Raw genomic sequence first — 16430 nt, forward strand, 5'->3', positions numbered from 1 at the left:
ATATACCGATCGGCGCCTGTTACTCGCGCCAGTCGATCCGCACGAACTCCGGATCGAAGTAGCCGCCGCCGGGGCGTCGTCCACGAGGCGCAGGCAGCAACGTAACCACCATCAACTGATCGATGATCTTGCCGCGAACGTCGGCGGACAGCGCCGTCCAGGCTTCGGCTATGTCATCGCTTCCCAGGACGAGGTTCGCCAGCACGGACGAACGACGCGCCGCCGCCATTTCCGCTTCGATCGCGTCCAGGTCCAGCCGCATCTTCGCGGTACCGGCGCGCAGTTGTGACGCGTCTATATCGCCAGCGGAGAACAGTTCGGCCAGCTCGTCCATGCGAGCTTGTAGCCCGACCCGCTTCGACTTCAGTCCTTCGACGTCGATACTGGCGTCGTCGCCACCCCGGAGTATGGCGGCATCCGGGGCCGACAACCGACCGATGACGAGGGTGCTGACGTAGTCGTCCAGCGGACCAGCAACGCGGCCCAGGTGGGCACCGCCTCGACATTTGTACGTCTTCGCCCGGCCAGCACGCCCACCGGTCTGGGTAGCGGTCAGCATCGTTTCCCCGCACTTACCGCAGACGTAGACGCCGGATCCCTGGTACTTCCGTTCGAACGAGTCGGCGTTACGGCGGGCCGGGTCGGTCAGTAACGAGTCCAGCGCCGCCAGTGTGTCGGGATCGAAGATCGTTTCCCACTTGCCGAAGCCGACGCGCTGGCCCTCGTGCAGGACGTGACCGGCGTTCCGGGGCCGAAGGACGACCTTCTTCACGTCGCGGCTCGTGAATTCTTTTCCGAAGAACGCGGTACGTAGCCCGGCCTCGTTCCATTCCCTGGCGATCTGGGACAGCGACACTCCCGCCAGTAACCGTGTGGCGGCTTCACGGATCGCCGCGGCCTCGCCCGTTCGGAGCGTCATCCCGTCCGGCTCGTAACCGAACGATCGCCGTCCGCCGCGGAACTTGCCTTCCACGGCCGCCTGTTGCTTCGCCCGCTTCTGTCGTTCGATCGAATGTTCCACTTCGTGCCGGGCGGCGGCGCCCAACATGCGCGCAAGCATCTTCCCGGAGGCCGTGGACAGGTCCATGGTCCCGGCGTGGACCGTCCGAATATCGACGTGGAACTGTTCGCACACGTCGATGAAAGATTCAAGTTCGATCGGCCGACGGTGCAACCTGTCCGGGTGCCACGCGACGATCGCCTGAGCCTGGCCGGAACGCACGGCGTCCAGCATGGCTTCGTATCCCGGACGCCGACGGCCGGAGTATGCGGAAATGTCGTTGTCGGTGAACTCCGCGACGACGGTCCAGCCCAGTTTCCGGACCAGTTCCCGGCAGTCGGCGCGTTGTCGTTCCACTCCCAAACCGGCGCCGGTACGGTCCTTCGATATCCGGGAGTAGACGACTACCTGCATGTATATAAGGGTACTACTTGACATTGTGCCAGGTCGTACACGGATCCGACTTTCGGCAGCGTCGCCGGCGACAACGCCAACACGACTCGCGTGTCCGGCCAGGTGGCACCGGAGTTGCTGACCGCGGCCTTCACACGGTCCCTGGATTCGTTCAGCGCCGTATCCGGCAGCCCGACGAGGTGAATTCCCGGCAAGCCGCGTCCGATGTCTGCTTCGATCTCGACCACTTGACCGTCCACGCCGCTGACGGCCACCGAGAATGCGCGCCCCAACGCCATCAGAACACCCCGCGCAGATGCGAGACCGCGGGATCACCGTCGTTGCTCATCACGATCGCGACCACATCGAACCGGATACGCACCCATGGGCCGCCGCGTTCGTCGAGCCATGCGAGAGCCAACCGTCTGATTCGCTGCTGTTTGGTGTAGGTCACCGACTCTGCGGGAGTCCCGAATCCGGTACCCGACCTCGTCTTCACCTCGACGAAGACCGTGACGTCCCCGTCACGGGCGACGATGTCGAGTTCACCGTGTCTGCACCGCCAGTTTCGGTCGATCAGCTCCATCCCGTTGTCGACCAAATGCAGCGCGGCCAAGGCCTCACCGCGCGCCCCCAATTCCTGATTCGACACTCGTCCCCCTCGCGGTCGTCGGTTCGCCGAGTGGGCAGAACCTGATGGAACGATGCACGAAGGGACGATCGACGGAACGGTGAATTCCCACGTCGAATTCTGCCCTGTGGAATTCACGAGAACTGTGGATGACGGACGTGCCCGAGACCGAGATACTCGGGATAGTGTCGGTCTCGAATGGTAAGGCCGAACGCGACGCGGAATAGTGCCCGGACACGACGATGCCCCCGCTGTTGCACAGCGGGGGCATCCGAAAGACACCAGGTGGTGACGCTAGTGCGCGGCCTCGTACGCAGCCTGAACGTCCTGGCTGATTCGTCCGCGAGCACTCACTTCGTGACCGTTCTCCCGCGCCCAGGCTCGGATGTCCTGAAGATCGGTCTTGGCGCGGGAAGCGGACCCGGATCCCTTACGAGGTTTACGACCGGACACCTTTTCTGCGTGCTCGATCCAGAACGCAAGTTGTTCGTGAAGTTCGTTTGCGTGCTTCAGGTTCAAATCGATCCGGTACTGGTTGCCACCGATTCCGAATTCGATGGTTTCCCCTTGCCCCTCTTTGATGACCGATCCGTCGACATCATCGATCATTTGGACGAGAGTCTTGCGCGCCATGTCCGAACCTCTAACCGTCAAAGGAATATGCTGATCGATTCTTTTTACCACCGTGTATCGCCGGTTTCAAAAGAATGAGGGCGATTCACAGCACGGTGTCAGGAAAGGAGAAATCGAGATCGTCACGCGTTTTACGCATAGAATTCTTCGATCTGTTGCACCACAACGCAATCCGACATCGAACGAAACTGCACGCGATCTAGGGATCGAGTAACTGCCAAGCGACCTGACCGACCACCAAGCACACCGCACTGACGCCGATCAACTGCGCAACGACCATTACGTTCCGTCGGCGCCGACGGCGGCCGAAGAGGTACACGATCGCCGCGAGCACCAACAACCAGACGGTGACCGACACCGAATGGCCCCGCTACTCGGGCAGCCGGAGGTCCGGCTTTTCGAGTTCCTCGATGTTGACGTCCTTGAACGTGATCACCCGGACGTGCTTGACGAAACGGGCCGGGCGGTACATATCCCACACCCAGGCGTCGGACATACGAAGTTCGAAATAGATCTCACCGTCCGCGTTGTGCGGAATCAGCTCCACCGAATTGGCGAGATAAAAGCGTCGCTCGGTTTCCACGACGTAGTTGAACTGCCCGACGATGTCCCGGTACTCCCGGTACAACGAGAGCTCCATCTCGGTTTCGTACTTTTCGAGATCTTCGGCACTCATCGGTTTTCTCTCATCCTCGTTCTTGCTCGACATCGAAGGTTCATCATCGCGCACTCCGCTCGTCCAGGTCCATTCGGCCCAGCACGGATGCAACCGCGTCGGCGCCCCTCTTCGCTGCGGACACGTTCGCGTACGACATTCGATGCTCGGCGCACGGGCCGAGCTCGGTCATCGCTGCCGCATGAACCTTCGTGCTGTATCCCTTGTGCACCGCGAAACCATATCCGGGAAACCGCGAGTCCATGTCGACCATGACCCGATCCCTGGACACCTTGGCCAGGACGCTTGCCGCGGCGATGCAGGCGGCAGTCGCGTCTCCGCCGATCACCGGAAGCGATGGAGCCGGCAGGCCCGGCACCCGGAACCCGTCGGTCAACACGTAACCGGGAGTCGTTCCCAGACCTGCCACGGCGCGACGCATCCCCTCGATGTTGGCGACGTGGACGCCGATCCGATCGATTTCCTCGGCCTCGATGAACACGACACTCCAGGCGAGGGCCAACCGGGTGATCTTGGGGAACAGTTCCTCGCGGCGTTTCTCGGTCAGCTTCTTCGAATCGTTCAGGTCGGCCAGCGACGCGTACGGTTTGGGGCCCAGGATGCAGGCTGCCACGGTCAGCGGACCCGCACACGCGCCTCGACCCGCCTCGTCGACGCCCGCTACCGGTCCCAGACCGCCTCGATCGAGGGCCGACTCCATCGTCCGTAGGCCCGAGGACCTACGAATGACAGGGCGGGGTGGCCACGGCGGGCGGCCACGCGATCGACTGGTACTGACCATCGGTGCTGTCGGCTCACTGCCCCTGGATGTCCGGGGAGTCCAGGGTCCCCCAGCGCGAGGGCGGAAGTGCGATCAAGAACGCCTTGCCGATGACGTTGTCGACGGGAACCGTGCCCATCAGTTCGTCGGACACGTGAAACCTGGAGTCGGCGGAGTTGCTTCGGTTGTCTCCCATGACCCACAGGTTGCCTTCGGGGACCGTCACCGCGGGGAAACAGCGTCCGGATTTCAATTCGGTGTCACAAGTCAACGTCCCTGGCGTGAACGGGAAATCCATTTGTACATACGGCTCGTCCAACGGTTTGCCGTCGACGAGAACCCGTCCCTGATCATCGCAGCACTCGACCGTTTGGCCACCGGTCGCGATGACTCGCTTGACCAGATCGTTCTCGTCCGGAGCCACTATGCCGATGAGCGAACCCACTTCCTGGGCCCCGCGGACGATCGTGTTGTCCGATCGCGTGGACACGAAGTCGCTGTTCCACGAATCCGGCCCACGGAAGACGACGACATCTCCTGGTTTCGGATCGCCGAAGCGGTAGCCGATCTTCTCCACGACGATCCGGTCCCCGGTGCATCCGGCACAACCGTGCAGCGTCGGCTCCATCGACTCGGACGGAATCAGATACACGCGTGCGATGAATGTCTGCAGCAGAAAACTCAGGACCAGAGCGACCAGAACGAGGATCGGCAGTTCACGCCAGAACGAACGCTGCTTCTTCTTTTCCTTACGGGGTGCAGTCGGCTCCTCGGAGCGCGACTCGGATCGATCGTGTGGATCCTGCGGGGCATCTGACACCGCACCAGATTAGCTGCACCCGGTTTCCGCGATCGACCGGTACACCGAAAGCACGACAGCCGCACCACCCCTGACGGGGCGATGCGGCTGTCGTGTGAATACGGCCGGACGCACTTACTTCAGCGCTTTTCCTTGATCTTGGCGGCCTTGCCACGCAGATCGCGGAGGTAGTACAGCTTGGCGCGACGAACGTCACCGCGGGTGAGGACGTCGATCTGCGCGATGTTGGGGCTGTGGACCGGGAAGGTGCGCTCGACACCGACGCCGAACGACACCTTACGAACGGTGAACGTCTCACGAACGCCACCACCCTGGCGGCGAATCACGACGCCCTTGAAGATCTGCACGCGCTCTTTCGAGCCTTCGATAACCTTGACGTGCACGTTGAGCGTGTCGCCGGGGCGGAAGTCAGGAATGTCGCTGCGCAGCGACTGCTTGTCCAAGAAATCCAGAGTGTTCATCGGTGTGGCCATCCTTGCGTTCTTCGCACGAGTAGAGGAACCGAGCGGTACCGCACGTTCGGAAAGAAATCCGACTACACGGAACTCGGCTGGTTCGTACTCCGATTAGGTCTGTGCCTGGTACAGGCAACCCGACCATTGTGCCAGACCACCGAGGGTAACGCGAAATCGCCTCGGCGACCGCCGGCGGGCGTTCCGGTGTCACTCGGTCGGGGCAGGCGCCGCCTGAACTGTCCGGTCCAGTTCGTCCTCCGTCGCCGCGAGCGCGTGGTCGATGCTGGGCTTTCCTGCCACCAGATCCTGCAGGTAGATCTTCGCGCGAATCGCGGGACGACGAATGGTGCGTTCTCGCCGCAACGAGCGTTCCATCTTCCGGGGTCGGCGGGTGTAACGCCACCGCGCCCACGGCGAGCCCGGCCTGCCCAGACGAAGGGCGCCGACGAACAGGATGGGAGCGAAGAACAACCCGATCAATCCGGTCCAGATCTTCCCCTTCGCCAGCACGACAGCGCACAGTGCGAGATGGGCCAACGCCAGTGCAACGAACCCCGCCCGGATCACCGGGTCGGCGTCCGCGCGGATATCGGCGATGTTCAGCAGCGCAAGCGGGTGAAAACCGAGCAGCAGCAACCCCGTCCCGGCGACGGCGACGAACACGGCGTCGACGGATGCTCGGCCCTGCTCGGACCAGTAGACGTCCTTCAGATAGAACACCAGTGCGAACTCGTCGAGAACGAGTGCAGCGCCCACGCCGAACAGGGCTGCGAGGACGGCTCCCGTCTCCCGAGTGCCGTCCTCGAACACCGCAACGAGCGAGATGCCGGACACGAGCATGAGCACGATCCCGAAGACGACGTGGTGGATGTGCTGGCCCCCGGGAGTGATGTTGCCCGGCCACCACTTCACCTGAGCCCGAATCATCCTGACGCTGAGCCTGATCAGCAGAAACCCGGCGAGGAAGCCGAGAAGGAAGCAGAGCAACGGCAGTCGTCCGTGCGCGACGATCTCGCGATCCAACCAACTCACCGCTGCATCGTGCTCCTCGTGGACGGGCGTGCCACCCGTCGCATGCTACTTACCGAATCCGGCCTTGCGCAGCGCATCGGCCATCGACCCACCGGCAGGCGCGGCGGCCTGCCGTCCACCGCGGTTCTCCCGCCGGGGCTGCTGACGCCGGTCCTGGCCGTCACCACCGCGTGGAGCGCCCGCGCCGCGGGAACCACCACCGCGGGGACCACCGGTGCTGCGCGGCTTGTCCTTCGCGGACGCACCCGGCTCGTCGTCGAGGCGCAGACTCAGCCCGATGCGCTGGCGCGGAATGTCGATCTCCATGACCTTGACCTTCACGACGTCGCCGCTCTTGACGACTTCCCTGGGGTCCTTGACGAAGTTGTGCGACATCGCGGAGACGTGAACGAGCCCGTCCTGGTGCACACCGACGTCGACGAATGCGCCGAACGCCGCGACGTTGGTGACCACGCCCTCCAGAGTCATCCCGGGCCGAAGATCCGCGACCTTCTCGATTCCGGCCGCGAAAGTGGCCGTCTTGAATTCGGGGCGCGGGTCACGGCCGGGCTTCTCGAGTTCGGTGATGATGTCGCTGACGGTCGGGATTCCGAACCGGTCGTCGGCGAAGGTCCGTGGGTCGAGTCCGCGGAGCAGCGACGTGTTGCCGATGACCTCGCGTACGCCGACTCCTGCCGAATCGACGATCTTGCGCACCACGGGGTATGCCTCGGGGTGGACACTCGAACGGTCGAGCGGATCGTCCCCGCCGGAGATACGGAGGAAGCCCGCGCACTGCTCGAATGCCTTGGGGCCCAGGCGCGCAACATCCTTCAGTTTGGATCGGCTGGCGAACGGACCGTGTTGATCGCGGTGCGCCACGATACTTTCCGCCAAGGACCCGGCGATGCCGGACACACGGGACAACAGCGGCACCGAAGCCGTGTTGACATCCACACCCACCGCGTTCACCGCGTCTTCGACGACGGCACCGAGCGAGCGCGCGAGAAGGGACTCGGAGATGTCGTGCTGATACTGGCCGACACCGATGGATTTGGGATCGATCTTGACCAGCTCGGCCAGCGGATCCTGGAGACGACGCGCGATCGACACCGCACCGCGGATGGACACGTCGAGCTCGGGAAGCTCGCTCGATGCGTAGGCCGAAGCGGAATAGACCGACGCGCCTGCCTCGGACACGACGATCTTGGTCAGACCTGCCGCCGGGTACTTCGCGATCAGCTCCGCCGCCAACGAATCGGTCTCGCGTGACGCAGTGCCGTTGCCGATGGCGATGAGCTGCACGGAATGTTTGGCCGCCAACGCTGCCAGGGTGGCCAGAGCCTGATCCCACTTGCCCTGCGGCTTGTGCGGATAGATCGTGTCGTAGTCCACGACCTTTCCGGTGGAATCCACGACGGCGACCTTGGTTCCGGTGCGGAACCCCGGGTCGAGCCCCATCGTCGCGCGGTTGCCTGCCGGTGCCGCGAGCAACAGGTCCTTCAGGTTGGAGGCGAACACGTCGACGGCGTCCTTCTCCGCGGACTGACGCAGTCGCATGCGAACGTCGATCGCGAGCGTCACCACGAGCTTGGTTCGCCACGCCCACCGGACGGTGTCGAGCAACCAGCGGTCCGCGAGACGACCACGATCCGCGATGCCGAACTTCGCGGCGATTCGACCTTCGTACACCGTCGGGACGCCGGGGGCCTGCTCCTCCTGCTCGGGTTCGAGGCCGAGCGAGAGCACCTCCTCCTTCTCTCCACGCAGTGCAGCGAGAATGCGGTGCGACGGCAGGGTCGTGAACGGCTCGGAGAATTCGAAGTAATCGGCGAACTTCGCGCCCTCGTCTTCTTTGCCCTTGCGCACCGTGGAGGTCAACTGACCACGGGTCCACATGAGTTCACGAAGCTCACCGACGAGATCGGCGTCCTCGGCGAACCGCTCGACCAGAATGGCCCGCGCACCGTCGAGTTGCTCGGTGTCGAACGACGCAGGATCGGTGTCGGGGTTCGTGATGAGTGCGTCGGCGACCGGTTCGTGGCCGGCTTCGCGAGCGATCTGAGCCTTGGTGCGCCGCTTCGGCTTGAACGGCAGGTAGATGTCTTCGACACGGGCTTTGGTCTCGGCGAGCATCAACGACTGTTCGAGCGCCTCGTCCAGCTTTCCCTGCGAGCGAATGGACTCGATGACTGCGTCACGACGCTCGTCGAGCTCACGCAGGTAGCGTAGGCGCTCTTCGAGTTGCCGCAGTTGCGCGTCGTCGAGCATGCCGGTGACTTCCTTGCGGTACCGGGCGATGAACGGGACCGTCGATCCGCCGTCGAGAAGGTCCACCGCTGCGGCGACCTGATCCTCGCGGACGTCGAGTTCCTCGGCTATGCGCTTGTTCACAGTTTTCAGAGCAATCGTCACGGCGCACGACCCTACAGCTAGTGTGGGACATGTTGTTCGACGGACCAGTGTGGGAGAACTCGAGATGTCCAGGCCGATGCAAGTCCTGGCAGTTTCCTGCGCCGCACTCCTCGCCGCGATAACGGTTCTCTTCTCTGGCTGCAGCGTCCCCGAGGACTCGGCCGTCAGCGGCACTCCGAGCACGAGCGAATCACCATTTCCCGATACCGAGGTCGTCGACGACCTCGACCTCGACTCCCGCATCCCCGAAGCACTCCGTTCCTCCGCCGAACGTGGCGCCGACGTGGACTTCGCGTTGTTGGATCGCGTGACCGGAGATTATTTCGCCGCGGGTGACACCGAACAGATCGAGACGGCGTCGGTGTCGAAGCTCTTCATCGCGGACGACGTGCTGAAGGGCGCGGAACTGGCAGGCGTACCGGTCGACGCCGACGACCTGGAGGCGATGACGACGATGCTCGAGTCGTCGGACGACAACGCCGCGAACACCCTCTGGTACAAGTACGGCGCGGGTGACATCGTCACGCGCATCGCGCAGCGATACGAGCTGACCGCAACGGCGCGGCAGTGGGACGGCCAGTGGTGGAACACGACGACGACGGCCGCCGAACTCGTGCGCTACTACTCTGCGGTGCTCGACGGGTCCGGTGGGCTGTCCCCCGCGTCGACCTCGCTCATGATCGGCCTTCTCCGCGAGTCGACTCCCGTGGCCACCGACGGTTATCACCAGCATTTCGGCATCGTGGACGGACTTCCCGGTGAGCCGGTGCACGCCATCAAGCAGGGGTGGATGTGTTGCATCGCGGATCGCTGGCTGCATCTGTCCACCGGCACCGTGGGCGTCGACAACCGATTCGTGGTGGCCTTGATCTCGCGGGAAGAGATCCACTACGAGGACGACATGGATCACTACCCCGATACCGCCGTGGTGGACGTGACCGACGACAGCAGCGCTCAGCATGCGCGTGACACACTCACCGGGTTCGTGACGATGTTGTTCCCGGACGGGAAGGTCGACTGACCGGGCTTTTACGGGTCGGACTGCCCGTCCGAATCGGCAAGCAGGTCCGGTCGTCGTTCCCGCGTCCGGGCAAGGGACTGCTCGCGCCGCCACGCCGCGATTCTGGCGTGGTCACCGGAGAGCAGAACGTCGGGGACGTCGTGCCCTCTCCACGTCACCGGTCGCGTGTAGCTCGGCCCTTCCAACAACCCGTCGGAGAACGAATCCTCCTGATGGGATTGTTGGTTTCCGAGTACGCCCGGCATCAGTCTCACGACGGCTTCGCTCATGACGAGCACGGCGGCTTCACCGCCGATGAGCACGTAATCGCCGATGCTCACTTCCTCGACGCGTACACGCGTCGAGGCTTCGTCGAACACCCGTTGGTCGATACCCTCGTAACGTCCGCACGCGAACACCAGATGCTGTTCCCGAGACCATCTTTCGGCTGTGAGCTGCGTGAACGGCACCCCGGCAGGGGTGGGAACGACCAGAAGAGACTCCGGCGTCAGAACGTCGTCGAGCGCATCACCCCACACCGTGGGCTTCATGACCATTCCCGGTCCACCGCCGTACGGAGAATCGTCGACGGCCTTGTGCACGTCGTGGGTCCAGGCGCGCAGATCGTGCACATCGACGGACACGAGACCCTTGTCGATTGCTTTGCCCAGCAACGCTGTTCGAAGCGGCTCCAGATACTCCGGGAAGATGGTCACCACGGAGAGGCGCATCACGGCTCCGGATCCAGCAAACCCTCGGGTGGATCGATCACGACACCGTCGGTCAGTGATACGGACGTGACGATCGCCGCGACGAACGGGACCAGAATCTCGGCGCGGGATCCGTCGGCCGGTGAGATCGACAGCAGCTCTCCCGCGGCGGAGTGGAGCACTTCCTTCACCGTCCCGACCTCGGTGCCGTCGACGTGGCGGACCGACAGGCCTTCCAGTTCGTGGTCGTAGAATTCGTCCGGATCGTCGGACGGGGGCAGGTCGTCCGACTCGACGAAGAACAGGGTGCCGCGAAGGGCATCGGCCGCCGTCCGGTCCGCGATGCCCTTCAAGCGCAGCAGAAGCCGCCCGGAGTGTTCCCGGGCGGCTTGCACTGTGTAGGACATCGTGTCGGTTCGGTTACGTGGTGCACGTCCGCGAAGCTCCGAGCCGACGGCGAAGCGGGCATCGGGATCGTCGGTGCGAACCTCGACGACCAGCTCCCCTTTGACGCCGTGCGACTTCGCCACACGACCGACTACGAGTTCCATCGTCGGTTCTTATTGATCGGTGTCGACGACGTCGACGCGGATTCCGCGTCCGCCGATACCGGAGACGAGCGTGCGCAGCGCGGTGGCCGTGCGGCCGCCGCGTCCGATCACCTTGCCGAGATCGTCGGGATGCACGTGCACCTCGACGGTGCGCCCGCGGCGTCCGGTGATCAGCTCGACGCGTACGTCGTCAGGATTGGCGACGATGCCGCGAACGAGATGTTCGACGGCATCGGCGACAACTGCACTCACTTCTCAGCAGCCTCGGCGGCCGGCGCGTCTGCCGTCTCGGTGGCAGCGGCGTCGTCGGCCTTTGCAGCGTCGTCGGCCTTGGGGGCCTTCTTCTTCTTTGCCGTGGTTGCGTCACCGAGCGGCTCGGCGTCGGCCTGAGCGAGTGCTGCGTTGAACAGGTCCAGCTTGGACGGCTTGGGCTCTGCGACGCGCAGGGTGCCCTCGGCGCCGGGGAGGCCCTTGAACTTCTGCCAGTCACCGGTGATCTTCAGCAGAGCCTCGACGGGCTCGGTCGGCAGAGCACCGACGCCCAGCCAGTACTGTGCGCGCTCGGAGTCGATGTCGATGATGCTGGGGTCCTGCTTGGGCTCGTACTTGCCGATGGTCTCGATCGCACGGCCGTTACGGCGGGTGCGAGAGTCGGCGATGACGACGCGGTAGTGCGGGGTGCGGATCTTGCCGATACGCATGAGCTTGATCTTGACAGCCATGAAGGTGAAGCCTCTTTCGTTGTGGTCACGGCGCAATTCAGCGGTGCGCACGGACTGCGCACCCGGTTTTGCGTTGATTGGGGTGTTGTGACCGCCGTACGGTACGTAACCGGTGACGGGCGAACAGCGTCTTATTGTGCCAGACGCACCCCGATGTCGGTTAATCGGTGTCAAGCGACGAGCAGAATCGCCAGCGCAGGGAGCGCATTGTTGGTCGAGTGGGCGATCGTCGACGACATCACCGAGCCGGATCTCATGCGTGCGATACCGATGGCCAGGCCTCCCCACACGAGAATCACGAGCCGCCATCCCTCCCGGTGCCAGAGCGCGAACGCAACAGCGGTGACGACGAGAATCACCCACTTGTTTCCCAGCCACGCACCCCGCATCGGGGGTACACGCCGTTCGAGAGCGCCCCAGGCCATGCCGCGAAACATCACCTCCTCACAGAACGGTGCACCGAGCCAGATCCACAGAGCCAGAACGATTTTCCACGTCGGCGACAACACCCCGAGCCCGGCGAGGGGCACCTGGTCCCCCAGGTCCGTCTGCGACAGTACGACCAAGGCCAGCACGATCGCGCCCGCCAACGCTGCAAGACCCCAGATCAGACCCGTTCTGAGTTGGTTGCCGAACTCCGTCGCGGAGGTGGGAAGGCCGAAGTCGACGACGGGCCCGTTGCCGCGCCTCCAGCTGATCGCGAGCGACAACGTCAGGGCAGCCAGGCTCGGAAGCATGATCGCCAACACGTAGACGCCCGGCACGTCGGTGTCGAACACCAGGGGCGCGAGAAGGAAGCCCGCGAGGTTGACGAGCAGTACCGTCGACGCCGCCGGGATTCCCCACCGACCACGCGGCCGTCGGCGCGCGGCGGCCTCCTCGGCTCGCCAGTACGAGGCAGAACCGGAACTGTCGTGGTGCACCGCATTCATCGGTGCCATTCCCGTCCAGCTGGGCTCGCCGGACCGGTCGGGGCCGGTGCGCGGGTCGGGTCCGAAGGGTGATGTCACGCTGGGCGCTTGGTCGGAATTCCGCGCAATACGATCACATCGGGCGAGGACAGTACATCCGGCCCGGTTCGTGGGTCCTCGGAGTACACGAGCAGATCGGCCGGCGCCCCGTGCTCGAGACCGGGGTGGCCGAGCCAGGTCCGCGCGTTCCAACTGGCAGCGCCGAGTGCGTCGGTGGGTGACATCCCGATACGGGTGAGTGCATGGACCTCGTCGGCGATCCGGCCGTGCCGAATCGATCCGCCTGCGTCGGTGCCCGCGAATATGGGCACACCCGCGTCGTGCGCGCGACCCACCGTGTCCGCGACGCGAGAATGCAGGTCGCGCATGTGGCGTGCGTACACCGGATACTTCGTCGCGGAATCGGCGATCGACGGAAAGGTCTCGATGTTGACGAGTGTCGGTACCAGCGCGGTCCCGTGCTCGACCATCATGTCCACGGTCTCGTCGGTCAGCCCGGTCCCGTGCTCGATGCAGTCGATGCCCGCACCGATCAACCCGGGCAGCGCATCCTCACCGAACACGTGCGCGGTGACGCGTGCACCCTCCTCGTGGGCGGCGTCGATCGCTGCCTTCAAGATCTGTTCGTCCCACAGCGGGCGCAGATCCCCGACACTGCGGTCGATCCAGTCCCCCACGAGCTTGACCCAACCGTCCCCGAATCGGGCTTGCTGACGGACGGCGTCCGGTAACTGCGATTCGTCCTCGATGTCCACCGCCAGACCGGGGATGTACCGCTTCGGCGACGCTATGTGCCGTCCCGCCCGGATAATTCGCGGCAGGTCCTCGTAGTCGTCGAGGACACGCGTGTCCACCGGTGATCCGGCGTCGCGCAACAGCAGAGCCCCCACGTCACGTTCGGTGCGGGCCTGCTCGATCGACCCCGCCAGATCCTCGTGGCCGCCGCCGTACTTGATGCCGACGTGGCAGTGCGCGTCGACCAGCCCGGGAAGGATCCAACCGTCGTCGGCAAGCGTGTCGGCTCCCGCGACGGGCTCCGACGACACCGCGCCGTCGACTATCCAGATCTCGACGAGGCTTTCGGACGGAAGTGCCCGTCCTCGTACCCGATACGCGGCCACGGCCGATCTACTTCTTCGGCAGCTTCAGCTGTGACAGGTCGATGCCTTCGAGTCCCGGAGGAAGCTGGTCGAGCCCTTTGGGCATGGACGACAGGTCCGGCATGCCCGCAGGCATACCTCCGGGCATGCCCGGGAAGCCACCGCGGATCTTGGGCTGAGTCGGCCCCCGACCGCCCTTCTTGCCTTTCTTGCCCTTCTTGTTCCTGACCTGCTTGCGCGCGCCCGGCATGCCCATCCGGCCTGCCATAGCGGACATCATCTTTCGAGCTTCGAAGAAACGATCGACGAGTTGGTTGACGTCGGAGACCTTCACGCCCGAGCCGTTGGCGATACGCAGACGACGCGACGCGTTGATGATCTTGGGGTCGGTGCGCTCCTGCGGAGTCATGCCGCGAATGATCGCCTGCACTCGATCCAACTGCTTCTCGTCGACGTTGGCCAGTTCTTTCATCTGGCCGGCGCCGGGCAGCATGCCCAGGAGGTTGCCGATGGGGCCCATCTTGCGAACGGCCATCATCTGTTCGAGGAAGTCGTCGAGCGTGAGCTGGCCGGAGCCGATCTTGTTGGCCGTGGCCTCGGCCTGCTCGGCGTCGAAGTGCTGCTCGGCTTGCTCGATCAGGCTGAGTACGTCACCCATACCGAGGATGCGGCTGGCCATGCGGTCGGGGTGGAAGACGTCGAAGTCCTCGAGCTTCTCACCGGTCGACGCGAACATGATGGGCTCGCCGGTCACCTCGCGGACGCTCAGTGCCGCGCCGCCGCGTGCGTCGCCGTCGAGCTTGGTCAGTACGACACCGGTGAATCCGACGCCGTCCCGGAAGGCCTGTGCGGTGCTGACCGCGTCCTGGCCGACCATCGCGTCGAGGACGAACAGTGTTTCGTCCGGCTGAACCGCGTCGCGAATACCCGCGGCCTGGTTCATCAGTTCGGTGTCGATACCGAGGCGGCCTGCGGTGTCGACGATGACGATGTCGAATTGTTTGGCGCGAGCCTCGGCGACGCCTGCGCGTGCGACCTCGACGGGATCGGCTGCCGAAATGCCGAGCGCGTTCTCCCCGCCGCCGATGGACGTTCCCGGGTGGGGCGCGAACACCGTTGCGCCTGCCCGTTCACCGACGATCTGCAGCTGGCTGACCGCGCCCGGGCGCTGGAGGTCACACGCGACGAGCAAGGGTGTGTGCCCCTGGTCCTTCAGCCACCTGGCCAGCTTGCCGGCCAGCGTGGTCTTACCCGATCCCTGAAGACCGGCGAGCATGATCACCGTCGGCGGGGTCTTCGCGAACTGCAGGCGGCGGGTCTCGCCTCCGAGGATCCCGACGAGTTCCTCGTTGACGATCTTGACGACCTGCTGCGCGGGGTTGAGAGCACCCGAGACCTCCGCGCCCTTGGCGCGCGTCTTGATGCGGGTGATGAACTCGCGGACGACGGGCAAAGCCACGTCGGCCTCGAGCAACGCGAGCCGGATCTCACGGGCCGTGGCGTCGATGTCGGCACCGGAGAGCCGCCCCTTGCCCCGCAGGTCCTTGAGGGTTCCGGTCAACCTGTCGGAAAGGGATTCGAACACCGATTGCACTCCTGAGCCGATAGCGAGTATTAGCCGACAGCGGGTCGAGCCTGCCGCCCCGCCACGTACGTCGCACCCAGCCTAGCGCCCGCGGCGCTGAGGCGTGGACAGCGCGTGCTCGGTCAAGCGTTGCGCGCGGTGTCGTTCCACGTCACGGACACTCCCCGCGTGGCCAGCCAGACGGACGGATCGGTCTTGATCCCGGACGCGTCGTGCACCTCGAAGTGAAGGTGCGGGCCGGTGGACTGGCCGCGATTTCCGACCGTCGCGATCTGCTGACCTGCGGCGACCTGCTGCCCTTCGGCGACCTCGTAGGTGTCCACGTGGCCGTAGACCGTCTCGGTCCCGTCGGCGTGCAGCACTTTGACCCACAGACCGAAACCGGACGCAGGTCCCGCGGCCGTCACCACTCCGTCGGCGGCTGCGAGTACCGGCGTGCCGATCGGGGCAGCGATGTCGATCCCGCCGTGGTGCGTACCCCAGCGCTGACCGAACGTGGAGGTCAACACTCCGGACACCGGCTGCACTGCTTTGTCCTTGAGAGGTGCAAGCCCCTGCAGCAGATCCTGCGCCGCGGCACCGACATCGGGAAGACCCAGTGCGGGCAGATCAGAGGTGTCCGGGATCTCGACACCCGGCGGCAACTGGAAGCCCTCCGGAATCAGGTTCTCCGGCAATTGAACTCCGGCGGGCAACTCGAAGCCCGCGGGAAGCAGATTCTGCGGAATCCCGAAGGCTTGACTCGCCGCGGGGGCGTCGGGCAGCGGAGCCGGAGCCGCCGTGGCGGTCCCGGTTCCCAGTTGCGCCGCACCGGCGACGATCGCACCTGTTGCGGCGACGATGGTCGCCGTCTTGATTCCCGAATCCTTCGAATCGTCCTGAGCTCTGTGACGCCCGCGTGGTGTCGTCGAATCTGTCGTGGTCGGAACATAAATGTTCGACCGCCGGTGGGCTCCCACAGTCAGTACCTCATCAGTCGTCGGCGAGGCATGGAAAA

The 16430-nt window shown here is 64.6% G+C and carries 18 protein-coding genes and 2 pseudogenes; 1 reads left to right on the forward strand and 19 read right to left on the reverse strand.

Annotated features, from left to right (window positions below; all coding sequences use genetic code 11):
- Positions 1–19 precede the first annotated feature (19 nt).
- The 11 genes and pseudogenes from CH292_RS24640 to CH292_RS24685 form a co-directional block, all read right to left on the reverse strand.
- Positions 20–1414, reverse strand: coding sequence for a recombinase family protein (locus tag CH292_RS24640; protein ID WP_094655935.1), 1395 nt, complete (start codon positions 1412–1414; stop codon positions 20–22).
- A 26-nt stretch (positions 1415–1440) separates the two neighbouring features.
- Positions 1441–1692, reverse strand: a pseudogene (locus CH292_RS24645) (magnesium chelatase domain-containing protein); the annotation flags it as partial.
- Entirely contained in the window at positions 1692–2045 is a 354-nt protein-coding gene (locus CH292_RS24650) for a YraN family protein (protein ID WP_020110310.1), read from the reverse strand. The pseudogene CH292_RS24645 and the gene CH292_RS24650, both read right to left, overlap by 1 nt.
- Before the next feature lie 273 nt (positions 2046–2318).
- Positions 2319–2657 (reverse strand): Lsr2 family protein, encoded by a 339-nt coding sequence (locus tag CH292_RS24655; protein WP_019664252.1) that lies wholly within the window; start codon positions 2655–2657, stop codon positions 2319–2321.
- A gap of 199 nt (positions 2658–2856) precedes the next feature.
- Positions 2857–3015, reverse strand: coding sequence for a hypothetical protein (locus CH292_RS29020; protein ID WP_179278069.1), 159 nt, complete (start codon positions 3013–3015; stop codon positions 2857–2859).
- A 12-nt stretch (positions 3016–3027) separates the two neighbouring features.
- The gene (locus CH292_RS24660) at positions 3028–3333 is read right to left on the reverse strand and encodes a DUF2469 domain-containing protein (RefSeq protein WP_019664254.1); all 306 of its coding nucleotides are present in this window, start codon (positions 3331–3333) and stop codon (positions 3028–3030) included.
- Positions 3334–3376: 43 nt separating this feature from the next.
- Positions 3377–4114 carry a ribonuclease HII gene (locus tag CH292_RS24665; RefSeq protein WP_080738245.1) on the reverse strand — a complete coding sequence of 246 codons (738 nt, stop codon included), beginning with the start codon at positions 4112–4114 and terminating at the stop codon, positions 3377–3379.
- A 13-nt stretch (positions 4115–4127) separates the two neighbouring features.
- Positions 4128–4913 carry a signal peptidase I gene (lepB, locus tag CH292_RS24670; protein WP_019664256.1) on the reverse strand — a complete coding sequence of 262 codons (786 nt, stop codon included), beginning with the start codon at positions 4911–4913 and terminating at the stop codon, positions 4128–4130.
- Between the two features lie 119 nt (positions 4914–5032).
- Entirely contained in the window at positions 5033–5374 is a 342-nt protein-coding gene (gene rplS / locus CH292_RS24675) for a 50S ribosomal protein L19 (protein ID WP_026347639.1), read from the reverse strand.
- Between the two features lie 112 nt (positions 5375–5486).
- Positions 5487–6400: pseudogene (locus CH292_RS24680) on the reverse strand (hypothetical protein); the annotation flags it as partial.
- 45 nt (positions 6401–6445) lie between these two features.
- Complete coding sequence (locus CH292_RS24685; RefSeq protein WP_179278070.1) at positions 6446–8794, reverse strand: Tex family protein; 2349 nt, start codon at positions 8792–8794, stop codon at positions 6446–6448.
- A 64-nt stretch (positions 8795–8858) separates the two neighbouring features.
- Here CH292_RS24685 and CH292_RS24690 point away from each other — a divergent pair, with 64 nt between their 5' ends.
- Positions 8859–9815 (forward strand): class A beta-lactamase-related serine hydrolase, encoded by a 957-nt coding sequence (locus CH292_RS24690; protein ID WP_256978533.1) that lies wholly within the window; start codon positions 8859–8861, stop codon positions 9813–9815.
- Positions 9816–9823: 8 nt separating this feature from the next.
- Here the strand turns inward: CH292_RS24690 and trmD are convergent, their stop codons facing one another.
- The 8 genes from trmD to CH292_RS24730 all read right to left on the reverse strand — a co-directional run bounded on the left by trmD (position 9824) and on the right by CH292_RS24730 (position 16392).
- Positions 9824–10525, reverse strand: coding sequence for a tRNA (guanosine(37)-N1)-methyltransferase TrmD (trmD, locus tag CH292_RS24695; protein WP_019664261.1), 702 nt, complete (start codon positions 10523–10525; stop codon positions 9824–9826).
- A complete protein-coding gene (gene rimM, locus CH292_RS24700) occupies positions 10525–11055 on the reverse strand; it encodes a ribosome maturation factor RimM (protein ID WP_094655938.1) in 531 nt (176 codons plus the stop codon). Before rimM ends, trmD begins: the two co-directional genes overlap by 1 nt.
- A 9-nt stretch (positions 11056–11064) precedes the next feature.
- A complete protein-coding gene (locus tag CH292_RS24705) occupies positions 11065–11307 on the reverse strand; it encodes an RNA-binding protein (protein ID WP_003939023.1) in 243 nt (80 codons plus the stop codon).
- Positions 11304–11777: a 30S ribosomal protein S16 gene (gene rpsP, locus CH292_RS24710; RefSeq protein ID WP_019664263.1), complete on the reverse strand. Its 474-nt coding sequence runs from the start codon at positions 11775–11777 to the stop codon at positions 11304–11306. The genes CH292_RS24705 and rpsP overlap by 4 nt, the downstream gene beginning before the upstream one ends.
- Before the next feature lie 170 nt (positions 11778–11947).
- Positions 11948–12787 (reverse strand): CPBP family intramembrane glutamic endopeptidase, encoded by an 840-nt coding sequence (locus CH292_RS24715; protein WP_037159810.1) that lies wholly within the window; start codon positions 12785–12787, stop codon positions 11948–11950.
- Positions 12784–13869, reverse strand: coding sequence for an amidohydrolase family protein (locus CH292_RS24720; RefSeq protein ID WP_019664265.1), 1086 nt, complete (start codon positions 13867–13869; stop codon positions 12784–12786). The genes CH292_RS24715 and CH292_RS24720 overlap by 4 nt, the downstream gene beginning before the upstream one ends.
- Positions 13870–13876: 7 nt before the next feature.
- Positions 13877–15433, reverse strand: a complete 1557-nt coding sequence (gene ffh / locus CH292_RS24725) for a signal recognition particle protein (RefSeq protein WP_037111571.1) — start codon at positions 15431–15433, stop codon at positions 13877–13879.
- Between the two features lie 122 nt (positions 15434–15555).
- On the reverse strand, positions 15556–16392 hold the full coding sequence (locus CH292_RS24730; RefSeq protein ID WP_020110317.1) for a M23 family metallopeptidase: 837 nt from the start codon (positions 16390–16392) through the stop codon (positions 15556–15558).
- Positions 16393–16430: the final 38 nt, after the last annotated feature.

The sequence above is a fragment of the Rhodococcus sp. 14-2470-1a genome (assembly GCF_002259425.1).
In the GTDB taxonomy this organism is placed as follows: Bacteria; Actinomycetota; Actinomycetes; order Mycobacteriales; family Mycobacteriaceae; genus Rhodococcoides; species Rhodococcoides fascians_E.